Here is a 19,803-nt window from a genome sequence, read left to right as displayed (position 1 = left end):
TGTAACAGTCTGATTGAAGGGAAAAGGTGATGATTGATTTCGGTAAAGCATTAAAGGGGTCAGCCCCTAGTGTTAAAGCGGCATTATCCTATTTTCTGCGCCACTTTTTTTGTTTTTTAACTGCTCTTCTCTTGTATTACATGTCTGTACTTTAATCCTCTTGTTTTAACTGTTTGTGAGCACAAATATCACCAAGGTTAAAAGAATCTTTGAAAAAGTAAACATCATTATTAACCAGCAGAAACTGGTGATGGTAAAATTAGATCATTGTTATTTAATTATGAATACACTATAGTGATTATGGTGATCAAGTATGAAGAAGCGAAAAAGTTTGACAATAAAAATTAAAGCTCTAAGAAAACATGCAAACTATGAAAAGCTGCAAAGAAAAGCTTATTTTGATCTGCTGGTATTAGAGGAATATTACGGAAAATGGAATATTGAACAGAAGAAGGTCTTTCTTGAGATGAAAAAACATCTTGAAGCACAGCAAAAAGCCGATTCTTATTTTGGATTTAGAGGTTTTACAATCGGACTGATTGTGGCGCTTATTGTTTATTTGTTTATTGTTCAAATACCGACAAAATTTCTTTTTCTTAAGGAGCTTTCAGGAAGCTGGTTTTTAAAAACGGCAGGAGCCGTTATCGGGCTTGTTCTCATTATTTTATATTCTTTTATTGATAGAGAAAGAAGAAAACAAATTTATATTAGAGAATACATGGTCAAACTCATTGATGAAAAAATAGAGTGTAATAAAAGAGAAAACAGTTGATGCGCCTTATTATTAGGTGCTTTTTTTCTATATAAGATTTCAAATACGTTTGTCCTATTCCAATGCTTTGACAAAATGGTCCAAGAGTACCATGAAAAATCTAAAGGAAATCAATAGTCCTTGTCGAATTATTTGTTATGAGGAAGGTGAAAGGAATGCCAACTGAAATAGGCAACCAGATGCACAGCATATTTAATGCTTTAGAAAATGGAATAATGGATATGATGTTTCACTATTTTATTCTTCCATTATTCATTGTTTGGGTCATAAGCAAATATTTACTAAAGATTCGTGGAATCCCTTTTAAAACCATCATGGTTATAACTACCTTTACATGTTTCTATTTTTTTTCAAAGGAAGGATTAGGAACAGTGCTTAAAACATTTGCGGATAGTATTAGCCGCTAAGATATTAATTATAAAAAAATTTTGCTGCTATTATAATGAAAAAGTGGGTAAAACAGCGTTTCACTATACAAAATTAAATTTTCGCCAAAATCGGTTAGAAACCTGGCGTAATTTTATACTATTGTACGAAAACCAACATTCTATGCGAAAACAGCCTAAGGTGAAAAAATGCTTGGTATGCTTTAATGTGATAGGCTTTATAGGAAGCGAATACATTGAAATACAAGAGGAAGATAAACCCGGCCAGGTGTGATTTTTAAACGCTTTTCCGTAGATTAGCCGGCAAGGGAATAAAAAAAAGAAAACCGGGAAGAAAGCTAAGATTTCCTCTTTCCAGCTCCGATTTCCTTTTTCTTTATTTACTTACCAGTAAACATTTGTGACCAATAATTTCCATTTGTGTCATATCCTACACCGATATTAGTGAAATTAGGATTAAGAATATTTTTGCGATGCCCTTCGCTATTCATCCACTGATTTACTACATCCTGTGCCGATTGTTGTCCCTTTGCAATGTTTTCTCCAGCGGTATTATAGGTTACTCCAAAATCGCGCATCATATCAAAAGGAGACCCATAGGTAGGGCTTGTATGGGAAAAATAGTGGTTTTGCTCCATATCAGTTGCCTTTTTATCGGCAACTCCGCTTAATTGCTTATCTGCTTTTAAAGCAGGAAGTCCGTTTTGTTTCCTCTGCTGGTTTGTTAAATCAATTACCTGCTTGGCCATATTTCCAATAGAAGCGTTATTTTGGGCAGGAGACTGATTCTGTGTTCCAGGACTTGCGAGGTTGCCCCCATTTTGACTTGTTGAATTTCCTCCTGGAGATATACCTGCCTGTACTCCCGGAATGGGGCCTGCCTGAAAGCCTATCGCATTCTCTGGATTAACCGGTACTGATTCATATTTAGCATCCTGTGTTAACACTGCTTTTGTTTGCGGATAAACCGAGCTTGACTGGTTAGTATCCATAGCAGATATATTTACCCCTACAAGCCTATCCGGATAGCGGTACCTGGTTTTATCATTTTGATTGTGTGTAATTACACCTCTATGATAGGGATGCGGTACATTTCCTTCATTATAACTGACATTACGCAAAGCTCTGTCATCACGGGTATTATCCATGGCAGAGTTGTTCCCTTGATGATTGCAGGCAGCAAGGCCCAACAATAGCACAGGTGCTGCAAACAGCCTTTTCTTTCCTTTTATCAATGTTATCGCCTCCTTGTGGGATGTAGCTCCCATTTTATTTTTTTACAAGTTCGACGAAATATAGATGGTAATAATCGTACAAAAAGGAAAAGGATGAGGAATTGAAAGATTTAAACGGAAGAAGAATAAGAAGAAGTATAAAAAATGGCGGGTTTATGGATAGGTTGGATTTGCTTAGAAAGTGAAAAATGTCCAATGAATAAATATGTACTTATTGGTTAATCTATTTTATTAACTAATTCATTGAGAAACTGCACCAAAGCACACAAAAAGGATATGCTAAACAAAAGGCAGGATTCTTTTTAATGATTCCTGCCCGCTACGAAGTATTTTGCTTTACACGCATTGTTGATATTCTCCTAACCCGTTAAATAATTTTTCATACCGAATATATGTGTCAGCAAGCATTTTTTCATACTCTGAATCTCCATGGTAATCCCCATTTTCAATAGCTAAATAAATTCCATGTCCGCATTTACAATATACTCCGTTAACCATTCCTTTGTTTCCACAGATATCACATCTCATGAATATCACCTCCTCTCCATTTAACTATCTATACCCGTTTTTTTGGATAATAACCTCATAGATTCTGAAAAATCAATAAACTATATAAACTAGGAGGAACTTACTGCTTGACGTAATGTATTATCAAATATATAGTTACTTACATAAAGTAAGTTAATATAGAAAGGAATACTATAAAATGACATTTCACCAGCCCCCCAATATCTTTGCTGCATCCATTAACTTAATAGTAGAGGATATAGAAAAATCGATTGTATTCTATCAGGGTATACTAGGCTTAAAAATTCTACAGCAATTTGAACAAAAAGTTCTCTTAACAGCAGATGGTTATCAACCTCTGTTGACGCTCGAGCAGCCTGAGGGTGTGCTCCCGAAAGAATCAAGAAGAACAGGACTTTACCATTTCGCGCTTTTGTTGCCAAACCGTTCAGAGCTGGGTGTGTTTTTGTACCACCTTCTAAGGACTGGATATCCAATTCAGGGAGCATCTTATCATCTGGTTAGTGAAGCCATTTATCTGCAGTATCCTGATGGAAATGGTATTGAGGTTTATGCAGACCGGCCTTCTGAGGAGTGGGAATGGACGGAGGGCCAAGTGGTAATGGCGACAGAGCCCATTCAGGCTCAAGATTTGCTTGCGCAGGGGAAAGAAAAGGAATGGCTTGGTTTGCCGAAAGACACAATCATGGGCCACATTCATCTGCACGTAGCAAATCTAAAGGATGCAGGGGATTTTTATGTAAGTGGCCTTGGATTTAATATTGTCCAAAAGCTTAGTAATCATGCCTTATTTATATCGACAGGAGAATATCATCACCACATCGGTTTAAACATTTGGAATGGTGAAGGAATACCCGCACCATCGAAAAAAAGTGCAGGACTTCATTATTTCACTATTGTTTTAAGTGATAAAGAAACATTGAATCATATCATTTCAACATTAAGTTCCATGAAAGTAAAGATACAAGAGGAAAACAAAGCTTACTTTGTTCACGATCCTTCAGGCAATCTAATACAGTTAAAGGTTCATTAAAAGAAAAAAGGGGGGTGACAAAAAAGTCACTCCCCTTTGATTTGAAATTTCTCTTCATTCAACCAAGAATTTAATTAATCTTGATGATGCTGATGATGCTCATGATGATGCTTCCATTGAGGAATAAATCCATTTTTGTCCATTTCAGCGTAACGTTTGTCTAAATGGGCAATGATTTTGTCAGCCTTTTCTTTCGGAATTACACCAAATTCGGCGTATTTACTCACTAATTGTTTTTTCTTTTCCATTAAATCCTTTGTCAGATTTGCCAATTCTGCTTTTTGTTTTGCTGTGAGTTTTACATGCTGTTGTTCCATTGGCTGCTGCTTTGCTGTTTCCTGAGCATGAACGGAGGAAAATCCGGCAGCGGCTAATACCACGACTAGGGCCATAATGATCACTCTGATTTTATTCATTTTATCATCTCCTTATAAATGTTTAGTTATAGGTTGTTCCTCTTTTTGGATTTCATACACTATTTTTCAATATCATGAAAAAAATCTTAAGAAGAGCAGGCATAACTGTAAAACTTTGTTATCTAGATGAAATATGTACACAATAAAGTTGTAAAAGAAATACGTTATCCTGTTTAAAAAGGTAGAGTAAGTGGTAAGGGATGTTGTTTTAAACCTGCAGTCGAAAGAATTGATAAAGGAGGAAAAGGGTGGATGGATATGCAAAAAGTCGGTTCATTTTATACTGCTGAGGAAACGATCAGCTATATCTATCATTTATTGCTGGAAGGCTTTGAATGCGGTCAAATATCTGTCGTATCAAAAGCTGTTCATGACATGGAAGTCATTACCCAGACCATGCAGGTTTCAGAAAAACAGGCAATCAGCCACCGCTTCCTCGGCATACTATCAGGTTTGCTTGCTGGTCTTGGAGGTATTTTTATTCTTCCCCAGCTGCTTAATCCCGGCATTGGCCATATCCTGGCCGCAGCTCCAATAGCCTCTTATGTCTATGGGGAAACCCATGATGATCTGAAGCATCTGTTAGCAAGCTATGGGTGCCTTGATGAGGAAGCGGAAATGACAGTATCGGAGCTGGAGGTTGGAAAAATTGTTGTCTTACTTGAACTGAATTAAACTCTTATAATCCGGGTTTCGCTGTTTTATCAATGGATATATAGTTAACAGTTCCTTAAAAACCCGGCACCTACTGTCTCCATTCTGTATAACATTCTTCTTGTTCTTCTACTATTGTGTTCTCCGATTGTTCCAGCTTCTAATACAATAGGTTCTTTTCTAAAGTCTCCTTTCGTAAACTTTGTTGTATAGCCTTAAGATAACGGGTCCTGCGTTATAATTATGAATTGCTTCCGAAATAGCCTTGAAAAAAATAAACAATATGTTCATAAATAGCCCTTCAATGGATGGAGGAAAAGGGCTTTATATAATAAAATATAAGATATAAACTAAGCTTTAGAGGAAGGGAAATAATGAAAAAAAGAGTTTTTAAACCTTTTTTTGCCTGGCAAATTAAAAAGGAGGAAGACTGGCTGAAACAAATGGCCAGAAACGGCTGGATTTTAAAAGGCTGCCGCTATTTTTACTATTATTTTGAAAAAACTAACCAGCAACGATTTAAATATAGAACGGATTATGAGTGGATAAGGAGTAAACATAAGCAGGAGTATCTTAATATTTTTCAAAAAGCAGGCTGGACACACACTGCTGAATGGCTTGGATGGCATTACTTTCAAGCGGAAAGGGAGAACGTCTGTTTTCCTGATATTTCGATAAATGGCATTGCTAAGCTAAGAAAACTTAAAAAAATGAAAAATCAACTAGTCTTTGGTTTGCTGTTGGCTTTTGTTCTAGTCATCCTGGCCACTATTACTGTCATACTGACTGGAAAACTTTCAGCTGTTATGGTTTTGATTGTTTCTGGCCTTGTCCTGATGTCCATCCTTCATTTAATAGCTAATATCAGTGCAAGAATTGTACAGATGCAAAAAGAAGATTCGCTTACTTAAGAATAGCTTATGCGTCTTGCATATTGGTGTACGTTTCGTAGTCTTTCTGCTGGTTGATTTGCGCTGCAGGCACTAGCTTTCCGCGGAGCGGTAGTGGAGCCTCCTCGTCGCTGCGCTTCTGCGGGGTCTCCCCTTACCGTTGATCCCGCAGGAGTCTCGTGCCTTTAGCTCCAGTCAACGTTAGATTTACATTACCAATGGCCATTTACTTAGACTTGGGTATTGCTCTGTTCGTTTTGGTGGTTGATTATCGGTTAAGGTTCCAGCTTTTGAAAGCGAGAGGGGGGATTCGTCGTCCCTTTGCTTCTTGTAGGAAACTTCCTTAGACGAGGAAGTTCACGAGCTGATGATGACTTATCGGAAGGAAGAGACGTATAAATAAGCTAGCCGCTGAAGCTAAACTGAGACTACATTGGTTGAATTTTTAAGAATAAAAAATTTTATAATGGCTGTTTTCGCATAGGCCGTTACTTTACGTACAATGATTTTTTCTTACGTTGTCTATCTTCGTGACATCTTTTCATGTGCTATTCACAAGTTTTAATACTGAATATATATTAAAATGATTTTTTTGTCTCCAATAGCAACAAAGTATATGAAAAGAGCCTTTATAATAAAAATAAAAAGGACAGGATTTAGCCTGTCCTTTTACGCATTAATGGGTAATTAAACCAATTAAAATGTTTTTGCTGCGTCTTTTGCACGAGCAATTGCGTTCTCTTTGATTTCTTGAGCTTTATCTGGTTGTGCATTATGGCCTTCAACAAAGATTCCTTCGAAAGAAGGTACACCGAAGAAGCCCATGATTACGTTCAGGTAACGATGTCCCATTTCAAACTCTGCTGCAGGGCCTTCAGAGTAGAAGCCGCCGCGCGCTTGAATGTGAATCGCTTTTTTATCTGTTAAGAGACCAACTGGACCTTCTGCTGTATACTTGAAAGTTTTTCCTGCAACAGAAACTGAATCTAAATAAGCTTTCATAACAGGAGGGAAGGAGAAGTTCCATAAAGGAGTAACAAATACGTATTTATCTGCAGAAACGAATTGTTCGCTCAATTCAGAAAGACGGCTAACTTTTGCTTTTTCGTCAGCAGAAAGCTCTTCAAATCCTTTTCCTGATTGAAGCTTGCCCCATCCGCTGAATACGTCAGCATCAATGTGTGGAATATTTTCTTTATAAAGATCCACTCGTACGATTTCGTCATTTGGATTTGCTTCTTTGTAGCTCTCGATGAATGCTTTACCAACAGCCATGCTGTAAGATACGCTATCATCATGTGGATGTGCTGTGATGTATAGTACTTTTGTCATTACTTTCGACACCTTTCTTTTATCAATTTGATAATTTATTTTGTCACAAAGGGTAACAAAATAAACCTCCAAAATTTATTTTGGAATGAATTATCTTTAATTCAAGATAATAATATTCCATATTAAAAGCTATGTCAACAGATTAACTCTGTAGAAAAATTATTATCAAATATATTAGGAGTTTAGTCCCTTTAGATCTGGCTTGTTCTTAAAACTTTCTCACACACAAATACAAAAAAAGGACTACCTTTGTGTAGGCAGCCATAAACCAAACTCGCTAATAAATTTATTATTCAGTCAATTAGAAGGAAAAAGGATTTGCTGCCAGATTCTTGCGCACTTCGTCGGTAATAGGAAATGGAGAAGGAGTAACAGTCTCCTCATTCGAGGTTTCTTCAACATGAAAGCTTCCATCATAAAAAAACGCCTTTTGGTCCATATGCTTTTTCACCTCCAAGGAAATATTACTTATATAATATACTTTTTTTACCTTTATTTATATAGTGTTCCCAGTAAAATAGAAATTATTTAGTTAAATAATGTAAAAAAATTACACTTAGTTCTCTCATTCCAGTGGAGTTATTCCTTAAAATATGCTCCGCCAAAAAGAAGATTCCGGGTATGTTCTATCCTTGACGTAATAGGATTGATATAATATATTTACTTACTAATAGCAGGGCATCACGCTTTGCTTACTATAGAGGCAGTCTGATAAAATTGATATAAAAAGGGTGAAAAAATGGCGAATAAAACGAAAAATAAAAATCAATCATCACGTGCATTTTTTTATTGGATGGTAGGATTAGTCGTTGTCTGTATCGGTACGATCATCCTATTGGCAAAGGTCAATTCTGCCAGTCATCAGGATGCAACTTTCAATTATAATAATGAACCTTATTTGGGAAACAAAAATGCTCCAGTAAATATCGTGGAGTTTGGAGACTATAAATGTCCAGTTTGTAAAAATTTCAATGCAACAGTTTTTCCTGATATTATAAAAGATTTAGTCCAAACTGGAAAAGCAAAATACTATTTTATGAATGATCCTTTTATTTATAGGGATTCAACTCGTGCGGCCCAATTTGCAGAAACCGTTTATATAGAGTTAGGGAACACTGCTTTTTGGAAGTTTCATGATCATCTTTATGAAAAGCAGCCTGATGGATCAAAATATGAAAGCACAGACGTTTATTCTTTAAATTTTCTCCAAGACACCTTGAAGGATGTCGCTGGAGATAAGGATACTCAAAAAGTGGTTACAGCCTTCAAACAGCAAAAATATAAAGCGGCACTGAAAAAAGACATCAACTATGTTAATAAACTTAAAATAGACGGTACTCCTACTATTTTTGTTGATGGCAAACTATTTAAAGGACAATCCTACAGTGACCTAATAAACCTGGTAAACAAGAAGGCGAAAGAGAAGGGTATGTAGATGAGCAAATATTTGGGGATTGCTTGGATTGCTGCCATTTTTTCGATGTCAGGAAGCCTGTTTTTTAGTGAAGTCATGAATTTTGTTCCTTGTACCCTGTGCTGGTATCAAAGGATTTTAATGTATCCTCTCGTTTTTATTCTGGGGGTTGCTGTTTATAAAAGGGATTTTCGTGTATACCGGTATGTAATGCCGTTATCTGGTATTGGAATGTTGATTTCTCTCTATCATTACAGCATTCAAAAGATTCCTTTTATGAGAGAAGTACAAATTTGCAAATCTGGAATTCCCTGCACAGAGCAATATATTAATTGGCTGGGCTTTATTACAATACCTCTGCTGGCTTTAGTTGGATTTATTATTATTACTGTGAGCATGTTTTTATTGCGAAAACAATTTAAAAAGTCTATGCATTGATCAAAAAGTCACCATTCAATTTGAATGGTGACTTTTTAATTAGCACTTTTTACAGCTCAGTTAAATAAAAAGCCAATATTAAAAATAAACCGATTGTCTTGTAGGACAAATCGGTTTATTCCTCTACAGGTTCTATTTCAAGCCAGTTCTGTGACCAGCTTTCTATCCCTTTAAGAATTGGTTCTAATGCAAGTCCTTTTTTGGTGAGTGAGTATTCAATTCTTACGGGTGTTTCTGGAAAAACCTCCCGCTTTATAATTCCCTCATGTTCTAAGTCCTTTAACCTTTCTGAGAGGACGCGTGCACTGATAGTAGTTGCAGATTCTAAGTTGCAAAAACGCTGCGGTCCAATCAGCAGCTGATAAATAATTAGTCCAGTCCATCTTTGGCTCAAGATATTCATTGCCTTTTCAAATCTTGGACAAATGGCAGATTGATTCATATATATCACTCCTGGATTCCATTATACCTTATTAAACCAATAATATAAAAATAATTACTTTTTTCAATTTTATTACTTTACACAATTTGTTATCATATGTATACTTACTTACATAAAGTAAGTTGGTTTTAATTATATAGAATATTGGCTAGTGAAACCACTTATAACTGTTAAACTAAGGAGGTCATTAAAAATGACAAAACAAAAATGGGCAGTAGACGCAGTACATAGCAGTATTGATTTTTCCGTTAAACATTTAGTTATTGCGAAAGCAAAAGGAAATTTTCAAAGCTTTGAAGCAACAATTGATGCAGAACCGGAGGATTTAACAACTGCAGATATTGAATTTGTCATCGATATTGCAAGTATTGATACAAGAAATGCCGATCGTGATAATCATTTAAGATCCGCTGATTTTTTTGATGTTGAAAATTATCCAAAATTGACCTTTAAATCTACGAAAATAGTAAAAACAGATGATGGGGAATATAATGTTACAGGGGACCTTTCCCTGCATGGGGTGACTCGCCCGGAAACCTTTAAGGTGACGTATGAAGGTACAGCAAAAGATCCATGGGGAAATGAGAAGGTAGGATTTAGCGGAAGTGGAGCCATTAACCGCGAAGATTACGGGTTAACGTATAACGCTGCGTTAGAAACAGGTGGAGTATTACTTGGAAGCAAGGTCAACATCACCATTGAAATTGAAGCACAAAAAGCGTAAATAGACATCGAAAGGCCCTTTCCGAAATTTGAAAGGGGCCTTTTTATTTGCCGGTCTGTTGAAGTTATTTCTGCTAAAATAATTGCATCTGTTCGGAGGAGATGTTAATTAATATCGGAAATGTTTCCATTATCTCAGTCGAGGCCGACTAGTCTGTACGTCTCTGAACGGGCGCTTTCCGCTTTTCAATTGTCTAGCTCCAAGCGCCATCGTCTCGAGTCATAAGCTAATCCAGCCAGAAGGTTAAAGAGCAAACCTTCCTGTCTGGATCATCTTATGCTGGTCGACGATAACCAGGCGCTTTCCGCTTTTCTATTGTCCAGCTCCAAGCGCCCAGAGACTAGCAGACAACCCATCCTCTCCCTACGATAAGTCAACATCGAAAAGCTATTACTTTTCGTGTTTCCATTATCTCAGTCGAGGCCGACTAGTCTGTACGTCTCTGAACGGGCGCTTTCCGCTTTTCTACTAATGTATATCCCTCTTTTTGAAGTTGCCTCCACGCACTTCGGAAATGTCTCCTACTGCCAGGAAAGCAGAAGGATCTATTTCTTCTATGATGGTTTTTAATTTGGCTTCTTCCAGTCGGTTAATAATACAGAAAATTACTTTTTTGTTATCTTCGGTAAAGGCTCCCTCACCGTTTAGATAAGTAACACCGCGGCCTAGCCGAGCGAGTATGGTTTCTCCGATATCCTTTGCTTTATCACTGATAATCCAGGCCGATTTGGATTCATCCAGTCCCTGTACTACGACATCAATAGTTTTTGTAGCAATAATATAAGCCAGTATGGAATACATGGAACGATCCCATGAAAACACAAAGCCTGCTATTCCTAAGATGAAAACATTTATCACCATAATGATTTCGCCAACAGAAAAAGGAAATTTTTTATTAAGCAGGATAGCAAGAATTTCGGTTCCATCCAGAGCGCCTCCGAATCGAATGACAATTCCGACACCGACGCCTACAACGATACCGCCAAAAATAGTCGCTAACAGAATATCATCTGTAAATGGAGGAATAGGTGTAAATAATGCAGTAAAGAAGGAGAGAACTGCAATTCCAAAAAGAGTTGAAATCGCAAATGTTTTTCCTATTTGTTTACGGCCAAGGAAGAAAAATGGCAGGTTTAGTATGAAGATAAAAACACCTAGTGGAAGACCTGTAAGATGGGCTAGCATAATTGAAACCCCTGTAATTCCCCCGTCTATTACACTATTAGGAATTAAAAAGATTTCCAAACCGACAGCCATAATAACTGCTCCAATGAAAATGGCAACGGCTCTTTTAAGAATTTTTGATTTGGACAACGATCTGTGCCTGTAATTCAACTTCTCGAGTTCTGTCATTTGTTCGCTCCTTTCATTATTTATAAATATAATTATACCAAACATTGATATTATAAAAAAAATATTGCCTATATGAAAAATTTATTCCTTTTCTTTATCAACCTATTCATTGACCTTTTATCTTCATTACAAAATTTTCTGTTCATTGATTTCTTTTTTATGGTTTTTAGTATCCATCAAACGTGATCAAATTTTTCAGCAAGCCGAAATAATCATATTTTGCAGGTCATTTACTGCAATGAAAATTATGGCGCTCCATGATCCTTTTGTAAGAAAGGCTGTAAGTATCTTAAGAAACAAAAATTTTTAAGGCAGTGTGAATAAACTTAGACAGGCTGCCTGTCTATTTAATTTTCCTGTAACGAAAAAATAAAGGACTTTTTATACTAATGGCAGTCCCTTAATCCTCTTGTAATACAGATATTATAAAGTTAAAACGGAAGATAGAGAGAAGTTCAGTTGAATTTAAAAATAGAATGACAGATTAAAGGAGATTATGAAGGGGGGATGTTAATAAACAGCATTAAAGCTATAGCAAGGAGGGGATAAGTGGCTTCTCTTACGAATCGAAGTAAGTACTTTGATAATGCTAAATTGATCTTGATTTTTTTAGTGGTTTTTGGACATGTCATTAGTCCGTTAAAAGATAATGATAGTATTTTATTCACTTTGTATTCAGTCATCTTTCTTTTTCATATGCCCGCATTTATATTTATTTCCGGATTTTATTCGAAGGGCTACCGTAAAAAAGGCTTCTTCTTTAAATCTATTAAAATAGTTCTAATTCCCTATATTATTTTTCAAGTGATCTATTCGTTTTTCTACTATTATAAAGGTGGCGACGCAAAACTTAATATTAATTTACTTCAGCCGCATTGGACATTATGCTTTTTATTAAGTCTATTTTGCTGGAACATGCTGCTTATTGTTTTTGGAAGATTACGCTGGTATGGATTGGCCATTGCTTTTGCAGTTGGAATTGCTGCAGGTTATTTTCCGAACATTGGAGGATATTTGAGTCTGTCAAGGACCCTGGTGTTTTTCCCTTATTTCTTATTTGGATTTTTACTGGATAGGGAGCATATTAAAAATCTGGAAAAATCCAAGTTTTCCCTTCCGCTGGGACTGACTATCATTTCAGTGACGCTAGTGGTTTTTGGAGTTGCTTTTCCTAAGGATGCAGTGCCCTGGCTGTTAGGCTCACAGTCTTATGCGGGAATGGGGGAGGAACATTTCTGGGATGGATTTATACGTGCAGGCCAATATGCACTGCCTTTGATGTAACCTTCGGATTTCTATCGCTTGTACCAAAGGCAGAATTTAAATTAACGGTTATTGGGCAAAGAACCTTATAGTTTATCTGCTGCATGGCTTTATTATTAAAACGATAGAGGCTCGATGACTCCCTTAATGGTTACTCGCAAAATTATTTGCTGCTGCTGATTTTTTCAGGAATCATTTGCTTATTACTGGGAAATTATTTTACCAAAAAATATACCCGGTCATTCATTGAATTAAAGTTATGAAAAATTATTAAAGAGGACAGTGACGTGTGTTTTGGATACGTCCTTTTTTTTAATTTAAAGAGAATTCATACGTGTTAATCAATAGATGAGTGGTATCGTAGAACAGTAACAGTATAATTGTATCCTCAGTTAATTTAGAGGAAGGTTCATTTAATAAAATTTCATGAGGTGAGATGTATGCGATTGGTTTCTGACCGTATCTATATTCAAAAATTAACATTGGATGATCTTCAGCCATTACTGGATTTTAAACTACGTAATAGTAAGTTCTTTCAGCCTTTTGAACCCATTGCTCCTAGATCGCTCTACACTCTAGAAGGCCAGCGGGAAGCACTAAAGAAGCTGCAAGAGAATTGGGAAATGGAATTAGGCTACGGCTTTGGTGTTTTCTTAAATAGCAGTAACCTGCTCATTGGAAGGGTTAATTTGAGCAATGTTGTTTGGGGAGCGTGGGAAAGCTGTACAATGGGATATTCCTTGGATGAGAAATATAATGGACAAGGGTTGACTACAGAAGCTGTTCGTTTGGCTATTCAATTCGCCTTTGGATCTGCAGGGCTGCATAGGGTACAAGCAGCGGTATTGCCTCGAAACAAAGGCTCCATACGAGTTTTGGAAAAAGCGGGATTTCGATATGACGGTTTCTCGGAGTATTACCTGAAAATTAATGGTTTATGGGAACATCACAATTTATACAGCATTACATGTGAACATTGGCAAAGTATGAAATGAAAAGCATAGTATGAAATTTTTATAATTGGTTTTGAATGATTTATAGGTAAAAAGACTGTCTGACTATGGGTTTTTTTTTGAACATTTTTACCTGGTGTATTAGAATAAAATGTATAGATTCTTTCCTAAATAGCATGCTTATGCACAAATGACTCAAAGGAGCTGCAGGAAAAGCATCAATCTGGAAAGTTTGAATTTATAAAAAAAAGGTATTCTTAAAATCGATGTAGATTGTAAAACTAGATTGATTGGAGTGGAAGGCGCGAGAGTCCTGTATAGAAAATGAGTTAGGGAAGACCTCAGCAGGAGTATGTGCCTCGGAATCCCCCTGGATCCCGAGGCAATCTTGTACCCCAAAAGGAAATGAACAGGAACAAGAAAAAAATAAATTTTATAATAGAAACAGAGAATGAGAGGATGTACCTGTAAATGGAAGAAGAGTTGAGTAAAGGTAAAATAATAACAGAGGTAACTGTAGCTGGACAAAACTTTTCCTGGAATACGGAGGAAGGCAATTTCAACTTCCAAGGAGAAGCGGCTGTTCTATTTTGGATTTCCAGTGCTATGAAATCTTTTTTTGATACGATTGAAGAAGTGTCTGGCCATGAATCTGCGCGAATCGTTTTGGAAACAACAGGTTTTAGGCAGGGAATTGTGGTAGGGGATTATTTTAAAAGCCAAAATTTTTCCATTAAAGAGGTAGCGGAAGTTCTTCCTAATACATATGCATCCGCCGGATGGGGCAAGATCACCGTTAAAAGCATTTGCCAAAAAGAGAATAAGGCAATCATTCAAATGAAAGACAGCTGGGAATACCAAATTAATAAAGCACAAGGAAAAGAACAATACGGTACATTTATACCTGGACATTTTGCAGGAATGCTGACCGGTCTGTATGGAATGAATATTTGGTATCGTGTTAACAAGAGTCAAATTGAAGGGGAACCCTATTGCGAATTTGAATTTTTTCCATCAGAACAAACAATTGAGCGAAATATACATGACTTGGCAAGAAAGGAGCAGGCACAGCAGATTATCTCTCTTGAAAGACTCGTTGATGAGCGGACTCAGGAGTTAAATGAACTGGTAAAAGAAATTTCCTCCCCCATCATTCCCGTTCTCGAAGGAATTGTTGTCGTCCCTTTATTGGGAAAATATGATGAGAACCGTTCAGAGGATTTGATCCAGACTACTCTTTTTAACCTTCCAAAGTATCGTGCAGAGTATTTAATACTGGATTTAACAGGTTTAAATAAGGAAATTAGCCAGTATACTATTGAATTTCTCAACAAACTCGCTTCATCAGCTTCCCTGATTGGTACTCAGACCATTCTTGTAGGAATTTCTCCGCAGCTAGGGATTGCTATTACGGAGACGAACTTTAACCTTTCAAAATTTCATTGCTTTACTAATTTACAGTATGGTATTTATTTTGCATTATCACAGCAAGGAAGGAAAATACAATAAAATAGAGGTATCTGTAAAGGCTCTAGTTAAGGATCTAGAGCCTTTTCTGTGTCATTATGAAGAGCGATAGAATACAGTAAAACAAACCAAAAAAGGAGAAAAAAGCGTGGGAGATATAGAAGTATTGAAAAGTTTGTTTAAAGAGCGGGCAAATAAAGAGAATGCAGCCTCAATGGAAAAGTATATGAAGAACCATTTTATATTCTTGGGAATTAAAGCACCTGTAAGAAGGGATCTGATGAAGGAGTTTTATTTAAAAACAGGAATCCTTAAAAAAGATTTCTACGTTGATTTTGTGAAGGAAGTGTGGAGACTCTCTGAACGGGAATATCAATATGCAGCACTGGATTACGGATCGAAATTTCTGAGAAAGCTGGATCCTTCTCATTTGGCATTGTTGATGAGCTTCATTACAAGCAAGTCATGGTGGGATACCGTTGATCCTCTGGCTTCTAACTTTATAGGGACGCTTGCTTCGCGTTTCCCGGAGCTGATAGAGCAAATTGATCAGTGGGCGGTGGATGAAAATATGTGGCTGAGGAGGACAGCTATCTTATTTCAGCTTAAGTACAAAGGCAATACAGATGAAGAACGCCTATATAGAAACATCCTATTAAATGCAAACAGCAAGGAATTTTTTATCCAGAAAGCAATGGGCTGGACTTTAAGGGAGTATTCAAAAACAAATCCTGAGTCTGTTCAAATGTTTATTGAGAAAAATGAACTGCCAAGGCTCACTATCAGAGAAGGAAGCAAATATCTTGAAGTGGATTAAAGAAGACCGCAGGCAAGACTAAATGCATGACTTAGGCTCTTCTCGTAAACTTTAGTACTATTTGATAATATTCACAGGTTCGGTCGTAAAACCTGTGAATTACTAACCAAAAATTGCCTTGAAGGCAGACAAAATATAGATTTATGCTCATGTTGTTTAGAGCTGATACATAAGACTCCTGCTTTGAAAAACAAGTGCCTGAGCGGACAACGACACTCAGGATTAACAGACCTAAAATCAAACTCACATGGATAAGCATCCTTTCATATTATTTAGGCAGATGCACTAAATAGGGAGGGATGTTCACGATGGTTAATTATCATAATCGATACTATTATTACCCTACGCCTTCATACGTACCATTCAGAGCCCCGTCTACGGTAGCTCTTGCAAAAATTACAGGAGGACCCTTAGCCAGTCAGCTTCAGGGTAATGTCTTTTTTATGGAAAACCCTCATGGAACAGAGGTTTTTGCAGAAGTATTTGGACTTCCGGCCTACCAGCCTGCAAAAGACGGAAAAAAACCAATAGGGCCTCATGGCTTCCATATTCATGAAAATGGGACTTGTGAAGTAGGAGATCCTCAAACACCTTTCGAGGCAGCAGGCGGGCACTGGAATCCTCATAACCAGCCGCATGGAAACCATGCAGGAGATTTTCCAGCTCTTTTTTCAAATAATGGCTATGCAAGGATGTCATTCTTTACAAATAAATTTACAGTAGAGGAAGTTATTGGGAAATCAGTTATCATTCATGAAAGCCCCGATGACTACCGTACTCAGCCTGCAGGGGATGCTGGCAGGAGACTTGGATGCGGCATCATAAGGAAGGTTCAATTTCAAAATCAGCCCAAGCAATAAAAATGCCTAATTTGTTTCAAGGTAAATTAGGCACTAAGGGAGTCCGTTCATCATTCAGAATTACAGCTTATATTTAATTATGTATAAATAAATCTCTTCCATGGACAATAAAGGAGACAGGCAGGTAATGTTTTATGTTCAGGAGGAGAGAAATAGTGAAAAAGTGGAATGAAGAGGCGGCTACAAACAATAATCTTGGAGAAGACACGCTAAAGTTCGGCAAGAAAAAGGATGAACGAAATGCAGAGTTCGCAGAAGAACTGGCTGATGGAGGAGAAAGAAACAAATATATTGAAAATAGGCATAAAAAATAATATCAATTCACTAAAAAAGACAGCCTTGGGTGCAGTCTTTTTTAAAAGGATAACAAAGTATAAAATGTTTTATTAAAATCCGTACGCCGATGATCCAGGCGCCTCCGCTTTTCTTAGTGTCCAGCTTCAGCGCCTATCGGCTAGCGGATTTCTGCGTCCCCTCCCTACGATAAGTCAACATCAGCTCGTAAAAGACCTCGCTGTGTTTCCTTTATCTCAGTCAGAGACTCTGAAATCCGTACGCCGATGAGCCAGGCGCCTCCGCTTTTCTTATCATAGGCAGGCAGGGAATATGCGTGAAATGAGATCGCTGTGAATTTTTTGGCTTATAACGGAATACCCCTCAGGTGTTGGATGAATTCCATCATCACTTATCAAGCCTTTTAAATCTCCTGCTTTTTTTAAAGCACTGCGTACGTCAATACTCATAACATTCATCTGCTGAATGAGAGCATTAAGGCTTCGATTGTAAAGTCCATGCCAATGCTCAATTCCTCCAACTAAGCTAATCCAGTGGCTGATAGCATTTCCGTGAGTATTGGAAATGAAGCGGTAATACCTTGTGGGGTCAAGAGGCGGAAGTGTTACTAGAATAGGAGCAATGCCTTTGTCCCTGATTTTGCTCACAATGGTTTTTACATTTTTGATGTAGGATTCAATGGGGACAATAGGAATATGCTTGTCATCAGGAGCACAAGCTACTTCATCCCATTTAAAGTTACAATCGTTTCCTCCAATACAAATGAGAACTAAATCAGGCTTTTCTTGAAGGATATCTTTTTCAAGCCTTTGAATTAGGAGATTTGAATTATCATTGAAAACACCTTTATTTTGTATAATGATTTCCGGTGCTGTATGAAACAACTGCTGTAAGAAGGAGGGGTAATTTTGCTTAATGATTCTTAGCCGACCTTTTGCATATGATACCCCGCGTGTAATGCTGTCGCCAAAACAGGAAATATACATTACTGCGTCCACCTCTCAATAAAAAATTATTTTACAAAATTATTTAAACCAGCCCTTAAGGGTAAACCATAACCACATGCCTGACGAGATGACAACCATTAAGCCAAGGGTAAAAAAATAACCAGGCTTCCATTCGAGCTCAGGCATATATTTGAAGTTCATGCCGTAAATTCCTGCTATGAGTGTTAATGGCATGAAGATGGTCGTGATAACTGTGAGTACCTTCATAACTTTATTGGTTTGATGTGCATTCATGGATAAATAGCTGTCCCGGATGTCAGCTGTTATTTCTCTGCTCGCATCAATTAAACTGGATATTTTAAGCAAATGGTCATATATATCAGAGAAATAGGCTGTTTTCTTCTTAATTCCAGTTAAGCGATGGGAATTTAACATTCGATAGACTAGTTCACTCATCGGTGTTACGGAATGCCTCATTGCCAATAGATCATGGCGTATCGCAAATAAGCCTTCGAGCAAGTCCTCCATGGACTGCTTTGTTGAATTGGCTTCTATATGGTTAAGCTCATCTTCCAATTGATAGATAATGGGAAAATAATTATCTACAATTTTATCCAGGACATGATATAGAATTAAGTAAGGATCCCATTTCGCTGCATCCTTTGCTGCTTCCAATCGGTTCCATATTTCGTCAATTTCCTTTGAAACAGAATGGTGAAAGGTGACAGTATAGGTTTCACCTAAAAAAAGATTAAGCTCTTCCTTCTCCAGATTGTAGGGGAGAATGCAGTGCATGACAAAAAAGGTATACTCATCATAATAATCCAGCTTGGGTCGCTGTAGAGTGTGAATACAATCTTCAATGGCCAATGGATGAAAATTAAGGGGACTTCTAAGCTTTGCGATTTCCTCTTCAGCCGGCTGGTCGAAGTCAATCCAATACCATAAATAGTCATCAGATAAAATTTCTTCAATTGGCTTTCCTTTTACAATTTGATGCGTTTTAGTAATGGCAATCGTTCTAATCATAATGCCCCTCTTTATCTCCGAAATAATACTCTTTTACATTATAGCTTGATTTCCTTTGAAAAGAAAAATTATGGAATATATTGTCGGATGAAAACAAAAACAGATAGCCAGTTATAAATGACTCTTTAAGCTTGTTTTTACTTGAATAGCTTTCTATATGAGTGAGAGCTGTTTCTAATAATATTCATGGGCTTGCTCACCAAACCTTTTTAAGCCGCCATTAACAACAAAGATTGTAAAAAGCATACAAAAAAGTGCTTAAAAAAGAGAGAGAAGGGTACGGATAAGAATAGGAGTTCTAGAAGTTAAACCTTTGTGATCTTTTAGTTATATATAATGGAGAGAAGGTGCAGGAGATATGACCGATATCCGGCCAGAATTTATGGACAGTCCCTATTTTGTAGATCAACCAGGTAATTGGCATCTTAAACCTGAGGCACCTGAAAAATTAAAAAAAGAATTTGAAAGCTATATGCAAGACATGGAGGGAGAAAATGTACCGGGTGCGATAAATGGTGTACACATTGATTACCCTTATGAAAAATAAATTAAATAA

The 19,803-nt window shown here is 37.0% G+C and carries 24 protein-coding genes; 15 read left to right on the top strand and 9 right to left on the bottom strand.

Translation table 11 applies throughout. The annotated features are described in order from the left end of the window. Positions 1–313 precede the first annotated feature (313 nt). Both A5N88_RS11160 and A5N88_RS11155 read left to right on the top strand, forming a co-directional pair. On the top strand, positions 314–772 hold the full coding sequence (locus A5N88_RS11160) for a hypothetical protein (RefSeq protein ID WP_066265936.1): 459 nt from the start codon (positions 314–316) through the stop codon (positions 770–772). Between the two features lie 155 nt (positions 773–927). After that, positions 928–1,179: a hypothetical protein gene (locus A5N88_RS11155; RefSeq protein WP_066265934.1), complete on the top strand. Its 252-nt coding sequence runs from the start codon at positions 928–930 to the stop codon at positions 1,177–1,179. 359 nt (positions 1,180–1,538) lie between these two features. Here the strand turns inward: A5N88_RS11155 and A5N88_RS11150 are convergent, their stop codons facing one another. Together A5N88_RS11150 and A5N88_RS11145 are read right to left on the bottom strand one after the other, a co-directional pair. After that, positions 1,539–2,393 (bottom strand): CAP domain-containing protein, encoded by an 855-nt coding sequence (locus tag A5N88_RS11150; protein ID WP_232317571.1) that lies wholly within the window; start codon positions 2,391–2,393, stop codon positions 1,539–1,541. Between the two features lie 336 nt (positions 2,394–2,729). Beyond that, positions 2,730–2,921: a hypothetical protein gene (locus A5N88_RS11145; protein WP_066265924.1), complete on the bottom strand. Its 192-nt coding sequence runs from the start codon at positions 2,919–2,921 to the stop codon at positions 2,730–2,732. Positions 2,922–3,099: 178 nt separating this feature from the next. On the opposite strand from A5N88_RS11145, the gene A5N88_RS11140 reads away from it, so the two are divergent. Then, positions 3,100–3,954, top strand: a complete 855-nt coding sequence (locus A5N88_RS11140) for a VOC family protein (RefSeq protein WP_066265923.1) — start codon at positions 3,100–3,102, stop codon at positions 3,952–3,954. 74 nt (positions 3,955–4,028) lie between these two features. Here the strand turns inward: A5N88_RS11140 and A5N88_RS11135 are convergent, their stop codons facing one another. After that, positions 4,029–4,370 (bottom strand): YckD family protein, encoded by a 342-nt coding sequence (locus tag A5N88_RS11135; RefSeq protein WP_157090657.1) that lies wholly within the window; start codon positions 4,368–4,370, stop codon positions 4,029–4,031. A gap of 252 nt (positions 4,371–4,622) precedes the next feature. Between A5N88_RS11135 and A5N88_RS11130 the strand changes: the two genes are divergently transcribed. Both A5N88_RS11130 and A5N88_RS11125 read left to right on the top strand, forming a co-directional pair. Next, the gene (locus A5N88_RS11130) at positions 4,623–5,045 is read left to right on the top strand and encodes a general stress protein (protein WP_066265920.1); all 423 of its coding nucleotides are present in this window, start codon (positions 4,623–4,625) and stop codon (positions 5,043–5,045) included. Between the two features lie 353 nt (positions 5,046–5,398). Continuing rightward, a complete protein-coding gene (locus A5N88_RS11125; protein WP_066265918.1) occupies positions 5,399–5,935 on the top strand; it encodes a DUF2812 domain-containing protein in 537 nt (178 codons plus the stop codon). Between the two features lie 675 nt (positions 5,936–6,610). On the opposite strand, the gene A5N88_RS11120 is transcribed toward A5N88_RS11125, so the two are convergent. Next, the gene (locus A5N88_RS11120; RefSeq protein ID WP_066265916.1) at positions 6,611–7,246 is read right to left on the bottom strand and encodes an FMN-dependent NADH-azoreductase; all 636 of its coding nucleotides are present in this window, start codon (positions 7,244–7,246) and stop codon (positions 6,611–6,613) included. A 301-nt stretch (positions 7,247–7,547) separates the two neighbouring features. Beyond that, positions 7,548–7,685 carry a hypothetical protein gene (locus A5N88_RS25520; RefSeq protein ID WP_198160246.1) on the bottom strand — a complete coding sequence of 46 codons (138 nt, stop codon included), beginning with the start codon at positions 7,683–7,685 and terminating at the stop codon, positions 7,548–7,550. 300 nt (positions 7,686–7,985) lie between these two features. On the opposite strand from A5N88_RS25520, the gene A5N88_RS11115 reads away from it, so the two are divergent. Further along, entirely contained in the window at positions 7,986–8,681 is a 696-nt protein-coding gene (locus tag A5N88_RS11115; RefSeq protein WP_066265914.1) for a DsbA family protein, read from the top strand. Further along, positions 8,682–9,098, top strand: coding sequence for a disulfide oxidoreductase (locus A5N88_RS11110; protein ID WP_066265911.1), 417 nt, complete (start codon positions 8,682–8,684; stop codon positions 9,096–9,098). 115 nt (positions 9,099–9,213) lie between these two features. Here the strand turns inward: A5N88_RS11110 and A5N88_RS11105 are convergent, their stop codons facing one another. Continuing rightward, positions 9,214–9,540 carry a winged helix-turn-helix transcriptional regulator gene (locus tag A5N88_RS11105; protein WP_066265909.1) on the bottom strand — a complete coding sequence of 109 codons (327 nt, stop codon included), beginning with the start codon at positions 9,538–9,540 and terminating at the stop codon, positions 9,214–9,216. A gap of 193 nt (positions 9,541–9,733) precedes the next feature. Here A5N88_RS11105 and A5N88_RS11100 point away from each other — a divergent pair, with 193 nt between their 5' ends. Continuing rightward, positions 9,734–10,264, top strand: coding sequence for a YceI family protein (locus A5N88_RS11100; protein ID WP_066265907.1), 531 nt, complete (start codon positions 9,734–9,736; stop codon positions 10,262–10,264). Positions 10,265–10,732: 468 nt separating this feature from the next. On the opposite strand, the gene A5N88_RS11095 is transcribed toward A5N88_RS11100, so the two are convergent. Then, positions 10,733–11,617, bottom strand: a complete 885-nt coding sequence (locus A5N88_RS11095; protein WP_066265904.1) for a YitT family protein — start codon at positions 11,615–11,617, stop codon at positions 10,733–10,735. 549 nt (positions 11,618–12,166) lie between these two features. Between A5N88_RS11095 and A5N88_RS11090 the strand changes: the two genes are divergently transcribed. The 6 genes from A5N88_RS11090 to A5N88_RS25515 all read left to right on the top strand — a co-directional run bounded on the left by A5N88_RS11090 (position 12,167) and on the right by A5N88_RS25515 (position 17,291). Then, a complete protein-coding gene (locus tag A5N88_RS11090; protein ID WP_232317570.1) occupies positions 12,167–12,901 on the top strand; it encodes an acyltransferase family protein in 735 nt (244 codons plus the stop codon). Between the two features lie 419 nt (positions 12,902–13,320). Next, positions 13,321–13,875, top strand: coding sequence for a GNAT family N-acetyltransferase (locus A5N88_RS11085; protein WP_066265899.1), 555 nt, complete (start codon positions 13,321–13,323; stop codon positions 13,873–13,875). Positions 13,876–14,304: 429 nt separating this feature from the next. Beyond that, complete coding sequence (locus A5N88_RS11080) at positions 14,305–15,342, top strand: STAS domain-containing protein (RefSeq protein ID WP_066265896.1); 1,038 nt, start codon at positions 14,305–14,307, stop codon at positions 15,340–15,342. A gap of 106 nt (positions 15,343–15,448) precedes the next feature. Next, a complete protein-coding gene (locus tag A5N88_RS11075) occupies positions 15,449–16,117 on the top strand; it encodes a DNA alkylation repair protein (protein WP_066265894.1) in 669 nt (222 codons plus the stop codon). A gap of 308 nt (positions 16,118–16,425) precedes the next feature. Then, entirely contained in the window at positions 16,426–16,977 is a 552-nt protein-coding gene (locus A5N88_RS11070; RefSeq protein ID WP_083953124.1) for a superoxide dismutase family protein, read from the top strand. A 155-nt stretch (positions 16,978–17,132) separates the two neighbouring features. Then, on the top strand, positions 17,133–17,291 hold the full coding sequence (locus A5N88_RS25515) for a hypothetical protein (RefSeq protein ID WP_198160244.1): 159 nt from the start codon (positions 17,133–17,135) through the stop codon (positions 17,289–17,291). 273 nt (positions 17,292–17,564) lie between these two features. On the opposite strand, the gene A5N88_RS11065 is transcribed toward A5N88_RS25515, so the two are convergent. Then, entirely contained in the window at positions 17,565–18,257 is a 693-nt protein-coding gene (locus A5N88_RS11065; RefSeq protein WP_066265887.1) for an SGNH/GDSL hydrolase family protein, read from the bottom strand. Between the two features lie 39 nt (positions 18,258–18,296). Further along, positions 18,297–19,247, bottom strand: coding sequence for a magnesium/cobalt transporter CorA (corA, locus tag A5N88_RS11060; protein ID WP_066265884.1), 951 nt, complete (start codon positions 19,245–19,247; stop codon positions 18,297–18,299). 358 nt (positions 19,248–19,605) lie between these two features. Between corA and A5N88_RS11055 the strand changes: the two genes are divergently transcribed. Continuing rightward, complete coding sequence (locus A5N88_RS11055; protein WP_066265879.1) at positions 19,606–19,794, top strand: hypothetical protein; 189 nt, start codon at positions 19,606–19,608, stop codon at positions 19,792–19,794. Positions 19,795–19,803 lie beyond the last annotated feature (9 nt).

Origin of the sequence: Heyndrickxia acidicola (genome assembly GCF_001636425.1) — a bacterium.
Taxonomy (GTDB): Bacteria; Bacillota; Bacilli; order Bacillales; family Bacillaceae_C; genus Bacillus_AE; species Bacillus_AE acidicola.
The sequence above is the reverse complement of the archived record's forward strand: the minus strand, read 5'-3'. Positions and strand labels throughout refer to the sequence as shown.